This is a genomic window from Kribbella sp. NPDC054772 (genome assembly GCF_053611945.1).
This window is the reverse complement of record NZ_JBSHBJ010000001.1, coordinates 177,225-194,143: the sequence shown is the minus strand read 5'-3', so window position 1 is coordinate 194,143 and position 16,919 is coordinate 177,225. Positions and strand designations below refer to the sequence as shown.

Here is a 16,919-nt window from a genome sequence, read left to right as displayed (position 1 = left end):
CACCTCGATCGGCGGGACTGGACACCGGACCTCCACCACTCACCAACTCGTTCCGACGCAGCTCGCAGAGCTCATCTCCCGCGTACGGCCGGTCGGGCCGCGACGGTTGGTGAGTGCTGCAGGTCCGCCCCGCCGCGGGCGGTGCGGTCGTCGCGCGGTGCGGTCGTCGCGTCGTGCGGTCGTCGCGCGGTGCGGTTGCCGCGCGGTGCGGTCGCCGGCCGGCTCGTCCGCGGGACTCGGCGCCGGATCTCCGGCACTCACCAACGCTGCGCGGTGCAGGTCGCAGAGCGCGCCACCCGCGTACGGCCGGTCCGACCGGGACAGTTGGTGAGTGCTGCAGGTCCGCCCGCCTCGGCGCTCCGGTCGCGGTCTCGCGATGACTGTCGACCATACCAAACGGTATGGTATGTTTTGAGCGTGGTGAAGCGGGTGGAGTGGTTGGACGCGGGACTCGAACTGTTGGCGGCCGAGGGGGCGCCGGCGGTGACTATCGAGCGGTTGACCGCCGAGCTCGGGGTGACGAAGGGCTCGTACTACCACCACTTCAAGAGTGCGAGCGGGTTCAAGACCGCGCTGCTGGAGCACTTCGAGGCGCAGTACACGACCCGCCTGATCGACGTCATCGATGCCGACGACGCGCCCCCGGCTGACAAGCTCCGGCACCTGCTGCGGCTGGTCCTGGCCGATCCGGACAACGCTGCACTGGAGATCGCCGTACGGGCGTGGGCGCTGCAGGATGCCGTCGTACGCGCGGCTCAGCAGCGGGTGGACGTGGCGCGGACGGAGTACCTGAAGAAGTTGTGTCGTGGGCTGGACGCGGACGTGGATCCGGACCGGTTCGCGCAGTTGCTGTACCTGATCCTGATCGGGGCCGAGCAGGTGCTGCCACCGATCGACCACGAGGGGCTGCGGGAGATCTACGACCTGACGCTCCGCCTCATCGACTAGAGGAGCGCGCATGCCGACCACTCTGCACGAGCTCGACGATCTGGTGCCGGTTGTGGACGAGATGGACGTGAAAACGGCGCACGGCGACGTGACGCTACGGGAGTTCATCGCGGGCGCACTGGGCCACAGTCCGCTGTGGGTCAAGGCCTTGTTCGCCGTTCGGATGGCCGTGGCCGCGGTACTCCGGCTCGAGACCACCGGCATTCCGGAAACGCGGAAACTGCGACCGGAAACGGTGAGCTTCACTCCGGGCGAGAAGGACGCGTTCTTCACCGTCGTGCGCGGCGAGGAGGACCGCTACCTGTTGCTGAAGATCTCCGACAACCACCTCGACGGGTACCTCGCGTTCTTCACCGACAACGAGCGGCCCGCGACGTTCAAGGTCGTGACCCTGATCCAGTTCCTGCGGCCCGCGGGGCGGTTCTACTACAACCTGATCAGGCCGTTCCACCACGTGATCATGCTCAGTATGTGCCGAGCCGGTGAGACGTGGCGCGATAGGCAGTGAGCGCTGCCGCCAGCCCGACTACCATCAGGGCAGCACCGAAGATCAGACCGAGCAACCCCCACGGAATCGCCAATGCCGCAAGGCCGTACGGGCCTGCGGCGATCCCGGCCAGCGCGGCCCCGGCGACCAGCCCGCCGAGCAGGACACCGACCACCACAACGGTCCCGGACTCCACCAAAGCGACCGTCACCACCTGACCGCGGGTCAACCCCGCCATCCGTGCCAGCGTGAACTCGCGCCGCCGATCGGCCGTCGACATCACGACCGCGTTGACGACCGCCACCGCGGTGAAGATTCCGGCCAGGCCCATCAGCGCGGCGAACAGCCCCGAGTTGCTGCGCTGCTGCACCTCACCACGCGCGGCCGCCCACTCCTCGACCGACTGGCCGTCCATCGTCGCGCCCGGCGCCAGCTTCACCAGTGTCTCGGTCCGCCCGCCGGCCGGCAGCAGACTCCGCGGAATGAAGAAGTTCTCGCTGACATCGAGTGTTTCCGGCATGATCGCCACGACCCGCACCGCGATCTTTCTGTTGCCGAGCGCAACCGTGAGCGTCGACCCGAGCTTGTACCCCTCGACCGCCATCCCCGGCCCGATCGCGATCGTCCGGCCGGCGAGGCGATCCAGCGAACCCTTCCGCGGCCGCAGTTTGTGCGTCTGCTGGTACGCCACCGGATCGATCCCGATCGCCTCGGAGTACACCGTTTTCCTTCCGCGCGTGATGGCGATCGGAACGGCGGTCTGCGCCGAGGCGACGACGATTTCCGGACCCGGCGCGACCACATGGTCGACCACGACATCCGCCGTGATCAACCGTTCCTGCTCGACCCCGACCGCTTTCGCCAGGGACCCGAACGTTCCCCACAACCCGATCACCAGCCCGACGAGCACGATCAACGGCGCCGCGGTCGCCGCGCTCCGGCGTACCGCGTGCAGGACGCCGGCTCGCGCGAGGTCCGCGATCAAGTTGCCTCGAACAACGAGCGCGGGAACGCGACCGACCAGCGGTACGACGACCGGGCTCAGCTGGCTCAACGCCACGGAACCGCTGATCATCACGACGAGACCGATCATCAACCCGGCCACGAGATCCCGCGCCGCCTGTGCCGCGATCACCAGCACGACCGTGCAGAACGCGGCCGACAGCCCCCAGAACCATCGCCAGGCCGTCATCACCTGCCGCGCGGCCCGCCCCTCGACGACCGCCTCCAGCGCGTTCACCCGCGACGCCCGCCAGGCCGCGGCGAGTACCCCGGCCAGCGCCGTACACACGCCGACCAGCATTGCCGCCCAGACCGCGCCCTGATCCCACGGCGCATCGAACCAGCTCGGCAGCATTCCCAACCGGATGAGCAACCACGACTGCGCCCAGGTCGCGAGCGCGCCGAGCGGCAGCCCGACCACACTGCCGACGATCCCGAGGAGACCTGCCTCGGTCACCACCATGAGACAGAGGTAGCCCCGCTGCGCCCCGACCAGCCGCAGCAGTCCGAACTCCCGCCGGCGCTGCACGGTCATGAACCCGAACGTCGTGCTGACGATGAACACGCTCAGGAACATCGCGAGCATGACCGACATCCCGAGCAGCGTCGCCGCGCCAACGTACCCCTCCCGGACCCTGGCGCGGTCGTACGCCGACAACCCGGCAGGCAGCACCGGCCGGTCGGTGGCGGCCAGCATCTGCAGACCCGACTGGACCAACCCGACCCCGAGCGCGACAGCGACCACGGCGCCGGCGAACAGCTGCCACCTGGTCCGCAGCGCCCCGACAGACAACCTCAGCATGTGCCCAGCCAACCGGCTACGAGCGCGGCTGACTCTGGCCCGCACACCCGGCCGTGGGTAGCTCGCGCGCTACCTCAAGCGCCGCGGCGAGGTCTCCCGCGCTCTACCGCAGCACCTCGAGCAGGGCAGCGAAGTCTCCCCGGTCGACCTCGCGCGCGCCGATCAGCGCCTGCATGAGCAACCCGTCGAGCGCGGCGACCAGCAGTCGCGCCTTCACCGGATCGCCAGTGAAGGTTCGTGCGATCTCCGTCAGCGGCTCAAGCCACGCCCCGGCCGTCTCCCGCAGTTCCGGCCGCCGAGCGGCGTACAGGTACAGCTCGTAGAGCGCCAGCGTCCGCCCGCGCCGTCGTACGACGCTGTGCTCGATCAGCCGCGCCAGCTCGTCGGCCGGTCGCGCGCCGAGCTCGCTCCCCCGACCGTGCAACTCGACGGCGAGGTCCTCCGCGGCGGACCGCAACGCGGAAATCAGCAGATCGTCCAGTGTCGGAAAGTGATAGGTGATCGACGCGACGGAAACGTCGGCAACCGCGGCCACCGCACGGTGGCTCACACCTGCGACTCCGTCGCGTTCGATCACGGCCAGGGTCGCCGCGAGCAGTTCGTTCCGGCGCTGCTCACCACGGACCCGGCGACCGTCGGCACCCCGGCTGACCTGCACGAACAGCAAACTATCAGGACGTCTGTACGGATTGATTTTGGTCTCCGGAATCGCGAGATCGACCGGTTTCCGCGACTTAGGCTCGGATTCCGTGGCCCCTTCGGAAAACGCAGCAGAAATCGGTACGGCGATGCGCCGCGCACTCAAGCGCGCAGCCGACGGCAAGACCCTCGACGCGGCGGAAGCGGAGGTGCTGCTCGGCGCGAGCGGCGACGCGCTGACCGCTCTGATGGCGACCGCGGCCCGGGTCCGCGACCAGGGCCTGGCCGACGCCGGCCGACCCGGCGTCGTCACGTACTCGAAGAAGGTCTTCATCCCACTGACCCGGCTGTGCCGGGACCGCTGCCACTACTGCACGTTCGCGACCACGCCCGGCCGGGTGCACGCGCCGTACCTCTCGCCGGACGAGGTGCTGGAGATCGCGCGGCAAGGAGCGGCGCTCGGCTGCAAGGAGGCCCTGTTCACGCTGGGCGACGCGCCCGAGGACCGGTGGGACGCGGCGCGGACGTGGCTGGAGGAGGCCGGGTACGACAGCACGCTCGACTACGTCCGGGCGATGGCGATCCGGGTGCTCGAGGAGACCGGCCTGCTCCCGCACCTGAACCCGGGCGTCATGTCCTGGCAGGACCTGCAGCGGTTGAAGCCGGTCGCGCCGAGCATGGGGATGATGCTCGAGACCACGTCGCGGCGGTTGTTCGAGGAGAAGGGGCAGCCGCATTTCGGGTCGCCGGACAAGGACCCGGCGGTGCGCCTGCGGGTGCTGGAGGACGCCGGACGGTCCAACGTCCCGTTCACGACCGGACTGCTGATCGGCATCGGGGAAACGCTGGCGGAACGTTCCGACTCGATCTTCGCGCTGCGGAAAATCGCGCGGCAGTACAACGGCATCCAGGAACTGATCATCCAGGGTTTCCGGGTGAAGCCAGACACTGCGATGCGGAACGACGCCGATGTTCCGCTGGACGAGTGGCTGGCCGCGATCGCCGTCACCCGGATCGTGCTCGGACCGCGGGTCCGCGTCCAGGCGCCGCCGAACCTGGTCGACCTGGCCGAGTGCCGCGCGCTTCTCGACGCGGGGATCGACGACTTCGGCGGAGTCTCGCCGCTGACGCCTGACCACGTGAACCCGGAACGCCCGTGGCCCCAGATCGACGACCTCGTCAAGGTCACCGCCGATGCGGGATTCGTCCTGCGCGAGCGTCTGACCGCGCACCCGGAGTACCTGCGGGAGCCGTGGCTCGACCCGCGGCTGATCTCCCACGTGGAGGCGCTGCTCGACCCGGAAACCGGGCTGGCCAACGAGGACGCCATGCCCGTCGGGCTGCCGTGGCAGGAGCCGGACGGCGGATGGGACAGCGTCGGGCGCACCGACCTGCACACCGCGATCGACACCGAGGGCCGCCGTACCGAGACCCGCTCGGACTTCGACGCGGCGTACGGCGACTGGGACGTGCTGCGCGAGGACGTCGCGGCGCGGCGCGCGGCCGAGGCAACAGCCGGCGGGACCGGAGCGGCAGGCACCACCTCCCCCGAGCGGATTTCCGCCGAGGTGAAGGCGGCGCTCGCCGCTGCCGAGCGGGATCCCGCGGGCCTGTCGGACGCGCAGGCGTTGACGCTGATGACCGTGACCGGGCCGGCCCTGGACGAGCTCGCGCGGATCGCCGACAACTTGCGCAAGGCAACGGTCGGTGACGACGTCACCTATGTCGTGAACCGGAACATCAACTTCACCAACGTCTGCTACACCGGCTGCCGTTTCTGCGCGTTCGCGCAGCGCCGGACCGACGCCGACGCCTACTCGTTGTCGATGGACGAGGTCGGCCAGCGCGCCGAGGAGGCCTGGGTGATCGGCGCGACCGAGGTCTGCATGCAGGGCGGGATCCACCCCGACCTGCCGGGAACGGCGTACGCCGACCTGGTCCGCGCGGTCAAGGACCGGGTCCCGGACATGCACGTCCACGCGTACTCGCCGATGGAGATCGTGAACGGCTCGGTCCGCACCGGTCTGTCGATCGAGGAGTTCCTGATCTCGGTCAAGGAGGCCGGCCTGGACAGCGTCCCGGGCACCGCCGCGGAAATCCTCGACGACGACGTGCGCTGGATCCTCACCAAGGGAAAGTTGCCGACGGCAAGCTGGATCGAGGTGATCAGCACCGCGCACAAGGTCGGTCTGCCGTCCAGCTCGACGATGATGTACGGCCACGTGGACGCACCGCACCACTGGGTCCAGCACCTGCGAACGATCGCCGCGGTGCAGGACCAGACCGGCGGCTTCACCGAATTCGTGCTGCTCCCGTTCATCCACCAGAACTCGCCGATCTATCTGGCCGGCGTCGCCCGGCCGGGTCCGACGTACGACGAGAACCGTGCGGTGCACGCGATGGCGCGGATCATGCTGCACGGGCGGATCGACAACATCCAGTGTTCGTGGGTGAAACTCGGCGTCGACGGCTGCGTCGCGGTGCTGAACGGTGGCGTCAACGACATCGGCGGCACGCTGATGGAGGAGACGATCAGCCGGATGGCGGGCTCCAAGCACGGCAGCCGCAAGTCGATCGCCGAACTCACCGCGATGGCGGACGCCGCAGGCCGCCCGGCCCGGCAGCGCACCACGACGTACGGCGAGGTTCCGAGCCGCCCGGCACTCGAGCTCACGTAAGCAAACCGGCCGAAAGTTGTTGAGGATCGGACTATTCCGGCCGTCGGTAGTTGTTGCAGCAGGCAACGTCTCTACGGAAAGTGAAGGACCTTTTACTCAGCGTTGCCTACTTCAAAGGCAATGCAAATGTTTGATCCCGGGAGTTCCCGGCCAGTAGGCCTGCGTGACAACGTTCAGTTGTCGGCGACGGACGGGTCGCCGGCACTGGGTCCAGGTGGTTCCAGGGATTCCCGTCCGCGACCGGACTGTACCTCCCCTGCCGGCCGCGGAATGAGACTCGGGCCACCCTCCTTCGGGCCATGCCCTCTCGGGGCAACAGCAGGACGCCGGCCGTGTCGGTGGGGTGTTGGTCGCCAGTGAGGTGGCGACCAACGCCCGGCACGGTCGGCGTTTCTCTTGGAGTCTTCCTCGCTGTACTGGTGCTGCTGGGGACCAGTACAGCGAGGAAGCTCTCGTTGCCGGGTGCTCGTTTGTGGGGGGCTCGCTGTCAGTACGGGTAGGTGTCGTCGCGGCGAGTCGGGTCCAGGTCCCACAGCGAGAACTTGACGACCTTGTGGGATTCCTCGCCACCGCCCGGGACCAGCCCGAACGACTCGTACTCCTTCGAGCCCAGTCCGTCGAGGTAGCACAGCAGCTCGAACGCGGACTGCGCGTCCTCGATGTCGTCGACCACGTCGTCGTTCTGGGCCTCGTCGGCCCGACTCCGCACGTACCGCACGAAGGCTTCCGGGTCGGTCACCACGTAGTCGTAACGCGCCTGGTAGCTGAGCCGGACCCCGTTCTCCGGCAGCAGCGGCTCCTCGAGCTCCTCGAGGTCGTCCAGGCCACTCTCGACGATCTCCCGATAGTCCGCGGGATCGTCGAAGTCGTCCGGCCCGAGCGGCAGGTCGTCCAGTTCGTCGGGGTCGTACGAGTCGATCCCGAGGAAGATGTCACCCCACCCCCGTTCGTGGACGGCGTCCGCGAGCGCCCGGGACTGGACCCGGACGTTCTCGATCGCGCCGGTGGCCCGCAAGTCGTGCAGGTCCAGAGCGTCGGCCTGCTCCAGCAACACCCGGGCAAGTTCACGGGCGGCCTCGGCGGCCGACGCGGGTTCGATCGGCTCACTCATGCTGCGACGGTACAACCATCGGCACCTCCACTGCCGCGCCCGGTACGCCGAATGCGTCGACGAGCTCCAACGCCGCCGGCCGGACGGTCGCGCACATCTCGTTGACCAGCGCCGTGATCGCCTTCGACCGGCCCGGCGACAGCCGCCCGTGCTCGAGGTACCACGCGCGTTCCGACTCGATCGTCACCAGCGCGTGCAGGTCGTACACGTCCTGCAACAGCGGCCGGATGTCAGCCGGCGCGTTCCGCACAGCGGACTGGAACGCCTCCAGGACGACCCGGTCGACATGCGCCCGCCCAGCCGCGATCACGTGGTCCTGGCACCGGTTGAACACGTCGAACGGCTCGTCGCCCGCATCGACGCCGCCCTTCAACCGCCGCGCCACCCCGGACAACATGTGCTCCTCCCGGAACCGGAGCAGCCCCGAGTGGTAGTCGTCGTCCCGCAACCCCGCATCCGGATCCGCCGTCTCACTCCGATTCGGTACGGCGTCGCGCAGCCGCTCGATCAACGGACGCAGTGCCGCCTTCTCGACCGCGATCTCCACCGCCTGCGCTGTGACGAACCGCGCCGTACCGAGTGGGTCCAGCTTGCCGAACGACTCGCGGTAGTCGGTGAGCAGACCCTTCGCGACGAGCTGCAGGAGGACCGTGTTGTCGCCCTCGAACGTGGTGAACACGTCGGTGTCGGCCTTCAGCGTCGCCAGCCGGTTCTCCGCGAGGTAGCCGGCGCCGCCGCACGCCTCGCGGCAGGTCTGGATCGTCTCGGTCGCATGCCAGGTGCCGAGCGCCTTCGTCCCGGCGGCCTGCGCCTCCAGTGCGCGGCGGTCGTGTTCGTCGCGGTCGTCGGTGAACACCCGGGCGAACTCCTCGACCAGCTCCGCCTGCGCGAAGTGCAGCGCATAGGTCCGGGCGAGCAGCGGCAGCAGTCGTCGCTGATGCATCCGGTAGTCGAGGAGCAGTGCCTCGTCAGCACTCCCCGGGGCGCCGAACTGGCGGCGCTGAGCGGCGTACCTGATCGCGATCGTCAGGGCGACCTTGCTGGCGTTGATCGCCGCGCCGCCGACCGAGACCCGTCCCTGGACGAGCGTCCCGAGCATGGTGAAGAAGCGCCGGTCCGGGTTCTCGATCGGACTCGTGTAGTTGCCGTCAGCATCGACCTGCGCGTATCTGTCGAGCAGAGCGGCGCGGGGCACTCGGACCTGGTCGAACACGATGCGACCGTTGTCGACACCGTTGAGCCCGAGCTTCGGCCCGCAATCGGTCAGCGTGACGCCCGGCAGCGCCGCACCGTCGTCGTCGCGGATCGGCACCAGCAGGCAGTGCACGCCGTGGGTCTCGCCACGGACGACCAGTTGCGCGAACACGGCTGCCATCCGCCCATGGCGCGCCGCGTTGCCGATGTAGTCCTTCCGCGCCGCCTCGGTCGGTGTGTGGACGACGAACTCGTCCGTCGAGGCGTCGTACGTCGCCGTGGTGCCGAGGGCCTGCACATTCGACCCGTGGCCGGTCTCGGTCATCGCGAAGCACCCGAGCAGCCGCCCGCTGACCGCGTCCGCGAGGTACCGCTCGTGGTGCTGCTCGGTCCCGAGATGCTGGATCGCACCCGCGAACAGCCCGAACTGCACACCCGCCTTGACCATCAGCGACAGGTCACCGAAGGCGAGCGTCTCGAACCCCGCGATGAACCCACCGAGGTCCGCCGCGCCGCCATACTCCTTCGGGTACCCACGGGCGGGCAGCCCGTCCGCCGCCGATTCCAGCAGCAGCTCGAGCACCTTGTCCCGATACTCGTCCCGCGGCAGCCGCACCGCCAGGTCGGCCATCTCGGCGTGCGCGGCCAACTCGGCCCGCACGACATCCCGCGCCGCCTTGTGCGGCCCGTCCAGGTAGTCCCGCATCCCCGATGTGCTCATACCCTTAACTTACGAGGATTCGTGGGCACTTTCCGTCACCTCTTCGTGACTGTGGAAAAGCTGGCATGAATCCGTATCTGCGGAAGTATGCTGTCTACCGTGCCGAACTTGCGGGTCAGTGAGGCGGCCGCGCTCCTCGGGGTCAGTGACGACACGGTGCGTCGCTGGATCGACCAGGGCCGGCTGCAGTCCAAACAGGAGGGCGGCCGGATGGCCGTCGACGGGGGAGCGCTCGCCGCGTTCGCCCAGGAGCTGGCGGACTCGCCGGAGCCTGGCGCCACCACGGCCGCGTCGGCGCGCAACCGGATGCGCGGGATCGTCACCCGCGTCCTCAAGGACGGTGTGATGGCCCAGGTCGAGATGCAGGCCGGGCCGTTCCGCGTCGTGTCGCTGATGAGTCGCGAGGCCGCCGACGAGCTCGGGCTGGAGCCCGGTGTGGTGGCCGTCGCGTCGATCAAGTCCACCCATGTCGTCGTCGAAATCCCGGAGGCCTGATGTTCCGCCGTGCCGCGTTCGCCGCCCTCGCCGCCCTCGCCGCCGTCGCAGCGCTCGCCCTGGCGGGGTGTGGCAGCGACTCCCCGGCCGGGTCGTCGTCCTCCCCGAGCAGCTCGGGTACGCCGACCTTGTCGGGCCAGGTCCAGGTGTTCGCCGCCGCGTCGCTGACCGGCACGTTCACCCAGCTGGGCAAGGACTTCGAGGCCGCGCACCCCGGCGTGAAGGTGACCTTCAACTTCGCCGGCAGTTCGGCGCTCGCGAAGCAGATCAACGAGGGTGCGCCCGCCGACGTGTTCGCCTCCGCGGCGCCGAAGAACATGGACGACGTGAAGGACAAGAACACGCCGACGACGTTCGTGACGAACACGCTGGAGATCGCCGTACCGAAGGGCAACCCGGGCAAGATCACCGGCATCAAGGACTTCGCCGACGAGAGCAAGAAGATCGCGATCTGCGCGCCGCAGGTGCCGTGTGGCGCGGCGGCCGAGAAGGTCTTCAAGGCGGCCGGGATCACCGCCAAGCCGGACAGCCTCGAGCAGGACGTGAAGGCGGCGCTCACCAAGGTCAGCCTGGGTGAGGTCGACGCGGCGCTGGTGTACAAGACCGACGTACTGTCCGCGAAGGACAAGGTCGAGGGCATCGAGTTCCCCGAGGCGAAGGAGGCGGTCAACGAGTACCCGATCGCCACGCTGACCAAGGCTCCGAACGCTGACGGCGCCAAGGCGTTCGTCGACTACGTCCTGTCCGACAAGGGCAAGACCGTCCTCACCGCAGCTGGATTCACCGCACCGTGAGTCGTCGTGGCAGGAGTACGAGCGGGCGACTGCCTCTCGTACTCCTGCTGCCTGCACTACTCGGTCTGGCGTTTCTGCTCGTCCCAGTCGTCGGTCTGCTCGCGAAGGCTCCGTGGTCGACCTTGCCTTCTCGACTGTTCAGTGCTGACGTCTGGCAGGCGCTGAGGCTGTCTCTGGTGTGCGCGACCGCTGCTACTGCGGTCTGTCTGGTGCTGGGCGTCCCACTGGCCTGGTTGCTCGCTCGTGGCGGCCTGCCGGGGCGGAGTGTCATCCGAGCGTTCGTAACGGTGCCGCTGGTGCTGCCGCCGGTGGTGGGTGGCGTGGCGCTGCTCCTGGTGCTCGGGCGACGCGGTCTGATCGGTCAGCACCTCGACACGTGGTTCGGGATCTCGCTGCCGTTCACAACCGCCGGAGTGATCGTGGCGGAGGCCTTTGTGGCCATGCCGTTCCTGGTGATCTCGGTGGAGGGTGCATTGCGCGCGGCCGACCCGCGGTACGAGGAGGCGGCCGCAACACTCGGTGCGGGTCGGTGGATGACGTTCCGGCGCGTAACGCTCCCGTCGATCGCACCGGGCATCGTGGCCGGGACGGTGCTGTGCTGGGCACGCGCACTGGGCGAGTTCGGCGCCACCATCACGTTCGCCGGCAACTTCCCGGGCCGTACGACGACTATGCCGCTGGCTGTCTATCTGGCGTTGGAGACCGATCCCGACGTGGCCGTCGTACTGAGTCTGGTGCTCCTGTTCGTGTCCGTCGTCGTACTGGCGTCTCTCCGCGAGCGCTGGATCAGTGGGCTCCGATGACTCTGTACGCCGACCTTCGCGTGAGCCGGGGCTCCTTCGACCTGTCGCTGGACCTGACTGTCGAGCCGGGTGAGGTAGTAGCCCTTCTGGGCCCTAATGGTGCTGGCAAGACCACTGCGCTCCGTGCGATCGCCGGACTGCTCGCGTTGGACGGCGGACGCATCGCACTGGACTCCACCGTCTGGGACGAACCACCACGTACATTCAGCACCCCTGACCAGCGGCCGATCGGCGTGGTCTTCCAGGACTACCTGCTGTTCAACCACCTGAGCTGCTTGGAGAACGTGGCGTTCGGTCTCCGCGCTCGGGGCGTCGACAAACCCACAGCACGCCGCGAAGCCGCCCGCTGGCTCGAGATCGTCGGCCTGTCCGAATACGCGCGCTCACGGCCCCGCGCACTGTCCGGCGGTCAAGCCCAACGCGTCGCACTGGCGAGAGCTCTGGCCACCGAGCCCGACCTCCTGTTGCTGGACGAGCCATTGGCCGCGTTGGACGCCAGTACGACGCTGCACGTCCGCGCCGAACTGGGCCAGCACCTGGACCGCTTCGAAGGCCACACTCTGTTGGTCACCCACGACCCGCTGGACGCGATGGTCCTGGCCGACCGTCTGGTCATCATCGAGAACGGCAAGGTGGTGCAGGAAGGCAAACCAACCGAGGTGGCCCGCCGGCCACGCACCGACTACGTGGCCCAGCTGGTCGGTCTGAACCTCTACCGAGGCACGGCGTCCGGCACCACAGTCGTACTGAACGACGGCAGCAAGATCACCTTGGCCGAACCGGCGATTGGTGGCGTCCACGTCGCGTTCCCGCCCACCGCGGTCAGCTTGTATCCCGACCTCCCATCCGGCAGCCCGCGCAACACCTGGCCGGCGGTTGTCACCGGCATCGAACAGCACGCCCACACGGTCAGAGTCCGCCTGGACGCCTCCCCCACCGGCCCCGCCGACCTACTGGCCGACATCACCCCAGCGGCCGTCGCCGACCTCCACCTCTCCCCCGCCCAACACCTCCACGCCACCCTCAAAGCCACCGAGGTCCACACCTATCCGGTATCGCCAGGCGTGGCCCCTTCGTCCACCTAGGGTTCGGGACTGACCATCCCATCACTACCGAGTGGGTGTACACGTGGCGCAGGAAGACGATGTTGAACTCGGGCGTGTCATGAGGGTCGCAATGAGCGGTGTGGGTAGTCCTCCGCGGCGCGCTCCGATCGCGGACCTGGAACAGACGACGACACAGCAGCCTCAGGCCGAGCCTGAGAAGGAGGCCGCGGCGAAGTCAGCCGCCGCGGAGCAGGCCGCGCGGGACAAGCAAGCACTCGTCAAGGCGATCGACACCGCCCGAGACACCGTCGCCTCTGTGCGCGGTGGCTTGACCGAGATCGGAACGCAGGCGCCCACCGAGGAAGAGCTCCACGAGGCAGTGGCTACCACTCGTGCCGAGATCGTGGCGGGCACGCACGTAGCCGGCGAGCGGGCAACGCAGCACCTCCGCGAGACCGTCGGCGACTGGGGAGAGCGGATGGAAGGGGCCGCACAGGCGTTCAAGCCGCTGGAGGAGCAGCTACGGAGTGCCCGAGAGACGCTCAGCGACGCCGCCGGCACGGCCAACGAAGCCCTGCGCCCGCAGTTCGATCGGCTGCAGACCGCTCTCCAGAGCCGCGTGGACGACCTCGCCGGCCTGCGCGCCGGTTTCGAGAAGGTCACTTCGGAGGCGAAGTCTGTCGCCGACCCCGAGTCGAGGGTGCCGGAGCCTGTCCGGATCATTGGCGAACCGGACAGGGACCGGTCGACCGAAGACCGCACAGCCGACCTGGCACGGCATCTGCACGAAGAAATGATCGACGGCTCGCCGGCCAAGCAGACCAACCAGTTCCAGTACCTCTTCAGGGTGACCGAGACCTCGATCGGCGATTTGTCCACCAAACTCGAGCAATCCGATCCGGCCGCCGTCCTGCCCGCGGCACAGGACACCCAGACACAAGCGACCCAAGCAACCGACGGCGCGGCACACCGCGCTACTCGCCCGACCCCACGCCGGGCTTCCGGGCAATCGATGTAAGCCATCGACACGAGGGCGTCGCGCAGCTGCGTCGCAGTCGCCCGCGAGCGGGAGCTCGCAGATCGCCGGCGGCTGTCTTTGGGTTCGCGCCAACCGTTTGGGACGGGGTGAAGTGGTTGGTGGGGGCTCAAGGTGGCCCGGGCACGGACGAGGTACAACCCATCCCGGAGCGGGGCGGGAGCACGCTGAGCGGGTGCGCTGAGGAGCGCCGCGACGACGGAAGCGCTGCGTAACGCGCGTGGGAACCACAGTTGCCCGTCAACACAGCCCGATCGATGAGGGTCACCGGCTGAGCAGTCGCTACAGGGCGGGTGGGAGCTCGCGGAGCGGGCGCGCTGAGGAGCGGCGCGACGAAGGAAGCGGCCGCATACGCGTGCGCGGGGAGGATCGCGGTACGACGCACCTCGGGTGGGGTTACGGGTTGTGATGGGTTCGGGACGGATTGACATGTTGTAACGGGGGGAATCACGCTCAGAATGCGCGGTGCGGTAACGAAGAGTGTTTAGCTACTCACTCGTAGTGCATGTGTTCTTCACACGAGAGTGATGACATCGTGCACTACGCCGGTCCCTCGGGTGCCGCCCAAGATGTGGCTGGGCACCACGAAAGGGGGGTCGGACAGTCATGCACGAGAGTTACGAGTTCTACTGCCTTGCGGATCGGCGGTTCTACGAGACGCCGGCCAACCGCGGCGCTCAGCACCCGGACTTCGCGATCACGCAGCGACCGGTGCCGGAGCACTGGCAGCACGTGCCGGGCGAGCAGTGGATGCACTACGCGCCCGAGGACCTGGAGCTCGCCAAGCAGGGCTGGAAGATCCACGTGTCCGCCCGCCTGCAAGATGTCGAGCGCACCCTCGAGGCGGTCTGGGAGTACTGCGTCCCACGCGGTATCGCCTTCAAGTTCCTGCGCAACGAGGCCGTCCTGGTGATGGTCAACTCGAAGGCCGCTCCCCGTGGGTCGAGCGGCAAGCTGGTGACGATCTACCCGACGGACGACGCCCAGCTCGAGCTCGTCCTCAAGGAGCTCAACGAGATCCTCCACAGCGTCGAGGGCCCGTACATCCTCAGCGACCTGCGCTACGCGGACGGCCCGCTCTTCACCAGGTACGGCGCCTTCGTCAGCAGGTACTGCCTCAACCAGGCCGGCGAGCGTGTCCTCGCCCTCGAGGGCCCGCACGGCACCCTGGTCCCCGACCACCGCGGACCGACCTTCGTCACACCGCCATGGGTCGAGCTCCCCAAGTTCCTCCAGCCGCATCTCGACGCCCGCAACGCGGTCACCACGAACGACCTCGCGTACACGATCGACGGCGTCATCCAGTTCTCCAACGGCGGCGGCGTGTACCTCGGTCACCACACCGAGTCCGGCGACCGCGTGGTCCTCAAGGAGGGACGCCCGTACGCCGGTCTCGACATGGCCGGCCGGGACGCGGTGACGCGGATCGCTCACGAGCGCGACATCCTCGAGCAGCTCGACGGACTCGACGCCGTACCGAGGACGCACGACTACCTGCAGCTCGGTGACCACCATTTCCTCGTTCAGGAACACATCGACTCGGTGTCCCTGCAACGCGAGCTGGTACGGCGTTATCCGCTGACGCACCCGGACGCGACCGAGGCCGACAAGGCGGCGTACGCGGAATGGGCGACCGCGATGGTGGCCAAGGTCGGCGCGGCGGTCGGGCAGTTGCACGAGCGCGGCGTGGTGTTCTGCGACCTGCATCCGGACAACCTGTTGCTCGATGTGAACGGCAAGCTGACCCTGATCGACTTCGAGGTCGCGACGAAGGCCGAGGACCAGGCCCGTTCGACCCTCGCGCATCCGGGGTACGCCGCTCCGCCGGACCGGCAGGGCATCGACGTCGACCGGTACGCACTCGCTTGTATCGCCTTGAGCGTTTATGCGCCGCAGGCGACGATCTTGCTGAATCTCCATCCCGGTAAGGCGTTCCAGCTCGCCGACATGATCGCCGAGACCTTCCCGGTCCCGCGCGCCGAGCTCGACGAGGCCGTCACCACGATCGTCGGCGCCGCCGCGACCAACGACCTCCACGACCTGCCGCTCCCCGGCAAGGCAGACTGGACCGAGGTCCGCGCGGCGCTCGCCACGGCGATCGTCGCCAGCGCGACTCCGGAACGCACCGACCGCCTGTTCCCCGGCGACATCGCGCAGTTCCGCGACGGCGGCGGACTCGATCTCGCGACCGGTGCGGCCGGTGTCCTCTACGCGCTGGCCAAGACGGGCGCCGGACGATTCCCGGAGTACGACGATTGGCTGCGCAAGCGGGCCGTCGACGCCCCCGCCGGACCGGGTCTGTACGACGGTCTGCACGGTGTCGCGCATGTCCTCGACGAACTCGGCTACCGGCAGGACGCACTCGACCTGATCGACCGCACGCTGGCCGACGACTGGAGCTCCCGCGAGCTCGGTCTGCACTCCGGTCTCGCGGGCATCGGCCTGAACCTCCTGCACTTCGACACCGAGTCGACGCTGCGAGCGCGCGCGGTCCGGGTCCTCGATCTCGTCGCGGATCGCCTGCACGCCGACGTACCGGAGATCAGTGGCGGGCAGTACCCGCGGGCCGGTCTGATGTACGGATCGTCCGGACCCGCGCTGCTGTTCCTCAACGCCTTCGAGCAGCTCGGTGACACCGGTCTGCTCGACCTCGCGGAGATCGCGATCCGGCAGGATCTGAAGCGGACCGTGCTCACCGAGGACGGGATGCGCCAGATCAACCAGGGCTGGCGAACGCTGCCGTACCTCGAAGAAGGCTCGGCCGGCATCGCGTTGGTCCTGGAGCGGTACCTGCGCCACCGTCCGTCCGAAGAGCTCGCCGTCACGCTCCAAGAGCTGATGCGGGTCACGCACTGCTCCTACTACGTCCAGCCCGGGCTGTTCATGGGTCGCGCCGGTCTGCTCCTCACGGCAGCCGCACTCGGCGATGAGGTCGACGAGCTGATCCACGGCCTCGGCTGGCACGCGATGCCGTTCGAAGGCGGCCTCGCGTTCCCCGGCAACCAGCTGCTCCGGCTCTCGATGGACCTGGCGACCGGATCAGCCGGCGTCCTGCTGGCTCTGGGTACGGCGTTGCACGACGCGCCGGCGACCCTCCCGTTCCTCGGACCTCCCCAGTGGTCCGAGTCCCTGTCCCGACGAACGACATCGAAGGAGGTGTAAA

14 protein-coding genes are annotated in these 16,919 nt (G+C 68.5%); 9 read left to right on the top strand and 5 right to left on the bottom strand.

What is annotated here, in order from left to right; all coding sequences use genetic code 11:
• Positions 1-71 precede the first annotated feature (71 nt).
• Positions 72-257 carry a hypothetical protein gene (locus tag ACWGID_RS00990; protein WP_452193181.1) on the bottom strand — a complete coding sequence of 62 codons (186 nt, stop codon included), beginning with the start codon at positions 255-257 and terminating at the stop codon, positions 72-74.
• A gap of 160 nt (positions 258-417) precedes the next feature.
• Here ACWGID_RS00990 and ACWGID_RS00985 point away from each other — a divergent pair, with 160 nt between their 5' ends.
• Positions 418-948, top strand: coding sequence for a TetR/AcrR family transcriptional regulator (locus tag ACWGID_RS00985; RefSeq protein ID WP_452193179.1), 531 nt, complete (start codon positions 418-420; stop codon positions 946-948).
• A 10-nt stretch (positions 949-958) separates the two neighbouring features.
• Positions 959-1,456: a DUF2867 domain-containing protein gene (locus ACWGID_RS00980; RefSeq protein ID WP_452193178.1), complete on the top strand. Its 498-nt coding sequence runs from the start codon at positions 959-961 to the stop codon at positions 1,454-1,456.
• Here the strand turns inward: ACWGID_RS00980 and ACWGID_RS00975 are convergent.
• On the bottom strand, positions 1,413-3,239 hold the full coding sequence (locus ACWGID_RS00975; protein WP_452193176.1) for an ABC transporter permease: 1,827 nt from the start codon (positions 3,237-3,239) through the stop codon (positions 1,413-1,415). The two genes, ACWGID_RS00980 and ACWGID_RS00975, sit on opposite strands and share 44 nt — an antisense overlap.
• Positions 3,240-3,342: 103 nt before the next feature.
• Positions 3,343-3,897, bottom strand: a complete 555-nt coding sequence (locus ACWGID_RS00970) for a TetR/AcrR family transcriptional regulator (protein WP_452193174.1) — start codon at positions 3,895-3,897, stop codon at positions 3,343-3,345.
• 91 nt (positions 3,898-3,988) lie between these two features.
• Here ACWGID_RS00970 and ACWGID_RS00965 point away from each other — a divergent pair, with 91 nt between their 5' ends.
• Positions 3,989-6,556 carry a bifunctional FO biosynthesis protein CofGH gene (locus ACWGID_RS00965; protein ID WP_452193173.1) on the top strand — a complete coding sequence of 856 codons (2,568 nt, stop codon included), beginning with the start codon at positions 3,989-3,991 and terminating at the stop codon, positions 6,554-6,556.
• A gap of 487 nt (positions 6,557-7,043) precedes the next feature.
• On the opposite strand, the gene ACWGID_RS00960 is transcribed toward ACWGID_RS00965, so the two are convergent.
• Both ACWGID_RS00960 and ACWGID_RS00955 read right to left on the bottom strand, forming a co-directional pair.
• Complete coding sequence (locus ACWGID_RS00960; protein ID WP_452193171.1) at positions 7,044-7,667, bottom strand: hypothetical protein; 624 nt, start codon at positions 7,665-7,667, stop codon at positions 7,044-7,046.
• Positions 7,660-9,582, bottom strand: a complete 1,923-nt coding sequence (locus ACWGID_RS00955) for an acyl-CoA dehydrogenase family protein (RefSeq protein ID WP_452193169.1) — start codon at positions 9,580-9,582, stop codon at positions 7,660-7,662. The genes ACWGID_RS00960 and ACWGID_RS00955 overlap by 8 nt, the downstream gene beginning before the upstream one ends.
• 99 nt (positions 9,583-9,681) lie before the next feature.
• Between ACWGID_RS00955 and ACWGID_RS00950 the strand changes: the two genes are divergently transcribed.
• From ACWGID_RS00950 to lanKC, 6 genes are all read left to right on the top strand, one after another.
• On the top strand, positions 9,682-10,077 hold the full coding sequence (locus ACWGID_RS00950) for a TOBE domain-containing protein (RefSeq protein WP_452193167.1): 396 nt from the start codon (positions 9,682-9,684) through the stop codon (positions 10,075-10,077).
• Complete coding sequence (gene modA, locus ACWGID_RS00945; RefSeq protein WP_452193165.1) at positions 10,077-10,871, top strand: molybdate ABC transporter substrate-binding protein; 795 nt, start codon at positions 10,077-10,079, stop codon at positions 10,869-10,871. Before ACWGID_RS00950 ends, modA begins: the two co-directional genes overlap by 1 nt.
• Complete coding sequence (gene modB / locus ACWGID_RS00940) at positions 10,868-11,674, top strand: molybdate ABC transporter permease subunit (protein ID WP_452193163.1); 807 nt, start codon at positions 10,868-10,870, stop codon at positions 11,672-11,674. The genes modA and modB overlap by 4 nt, the downstream gene beginning before the upstream one ends.
• On the top strand, positions 11,671-12,759 hold the full coding sequence (locus tag ACWGID_RS00935) for an ABC transporter ATP-binding protein (RefSeq protein WP_452193161.1): 1,089 nt from the start codon (positions 11,671-11,673) through the stop codon (positions 12,757-12,759). Before modB ends, ACWGID_RS00935 begins: the two co-directional genes overlap by 4 nt.
• A 43-nt stretch (positions 12,760-12,802) precedes the next feature.
• Positions 12,803-13,738, top strand: coding sequence for a hypothetical protein (locus ACWGID_RS00930; RefSeq protein ID WP_452193159.1), 936 nt, complete (start codon positions 12,803-12,805; stop codon positions 13,736-13,738).
• 624 nt (positions 13,739-14,362) lie between these two features.
• Positions 14,363-16,918 (top strand): class III lanthionine synthetase LanKC, encoded by a 2,556-nt coding sequence (gene lanKC / locus ACWGID_RS00925; RefSeq protein ID WP_452193157.1) that lies wholly within the window; start codon positions 14,363-14,365, stop codon positions 16,916-16,918.
• Position 16,919 lies beyond the last annotated feature (1 nt).

What these genes read in the sequence shown, in the direction of transcription:
- ACWGID_RS00935 (WP_452193161.1), top strand. Translation starts at nt 11,671, where the DNA reads ATGACTCTGTACGCCGACCTTCGCGTGAGCCGGGGCTCCTTCGACCTG.
- modA (WP_452193165.1), top strand. Translation starts at nt 10,077, where the DNA reads ATGTTCCGCCGTGCCGCGTTCGCCGCCCTCGCCGCCCTCGCCGCCGTC.
- ACWGID_RS00980 (WP_452193178.1), top strand. Translation starts at nt 959, where the DNA reads ATGCCGACCACTCTGCACGAGCTCGACGATCTGGTGCCGGTTGTGGAC.
- ACWGID_RS00955 (WP_452193169.1), bottom strand. Translation starts at nt 9,582, where the DNA reads ATGAGCACATCGGGGATGCGGGACTACCTGGACGGGCCGCACAAGGCG.
- ACWGID_RS00960 (WP_452193171.1), bottom strand. Translation starts at nt 7,667, where the DNA reads ATGAGTGAGCCGATCGAACCCGCGTCGGCCGCCGAGGCCGCCCGTGAA.
- lanKC (WP_452193157.1), top strand. Translation starts at nt 14,363, where the DNA reads ATGCACGAGAGTTACGAGTTCTACTGCCTTGCGGATCGGCGGTTCTAC.
- ACWGID_RS00975 (WP_452193176.1), bottom strand. Translation starts at nt 3,239, where the DNA reads ATGCTGAGGTTGTCTGTCGGGGCGCTGCGGACCAGGTGGCAGCTGTTC.